The sequence below is a fragment of the Vibrio sp. 10N.222.49.C9 genome (genome assembly GCF_041474985.1).
Taxonomy (GTDB): Bacteria; Pseudomonadota; Gammaproteobacteria; order Enterobacterales; family Vibrionaceae; genus Vibrio; species Vibrio crassostreae_C.
The window spans coordinates 1-275 of the sequence record NZ_JBFRVD010000624.1; the positions used below are offsets into that span (position 1 = coordinate 1).

At 37.8% G+C, this 275-nt stretch carries 1 pseudogene; it reads left to right on the top strand.

Annotation, left to right across the window (positions count from 1 at the left end):
* Window positions 1-20: 20 nt before the first annotated feature.
* Window positions 21-275 (top strand): annotated as a pseudogene (locus AB4585_RS24790) (ATP synthase subunit I); the annotation flags it as partial.

Genomic DNA, 275 nt, shown 5'->3' on the forward strand with positions numbered 1-275 from the left:
GCTAAATACGAGGTTAAATTATGAGGCTGGATGGAATCAGCGGGGACATTCTTGTTGCTGCAAAAAGAGTTATTCTTTGCCAAGTAGTATTAGCCATCGGTGTAGTTTTATTTGAAGTGTTTTTTGGTAATAAAATAGATATGGAATCTGCAGTATTAGGTGTCGTTATTGCGATGATACCACCGCTGATCGGTTTTATATATGCAAGCCTTAAAGTGCAAAGAAACCCAAATTATAGCTTGCGCGATCTTATGCAAATGAGTCGTGTAGTGAAA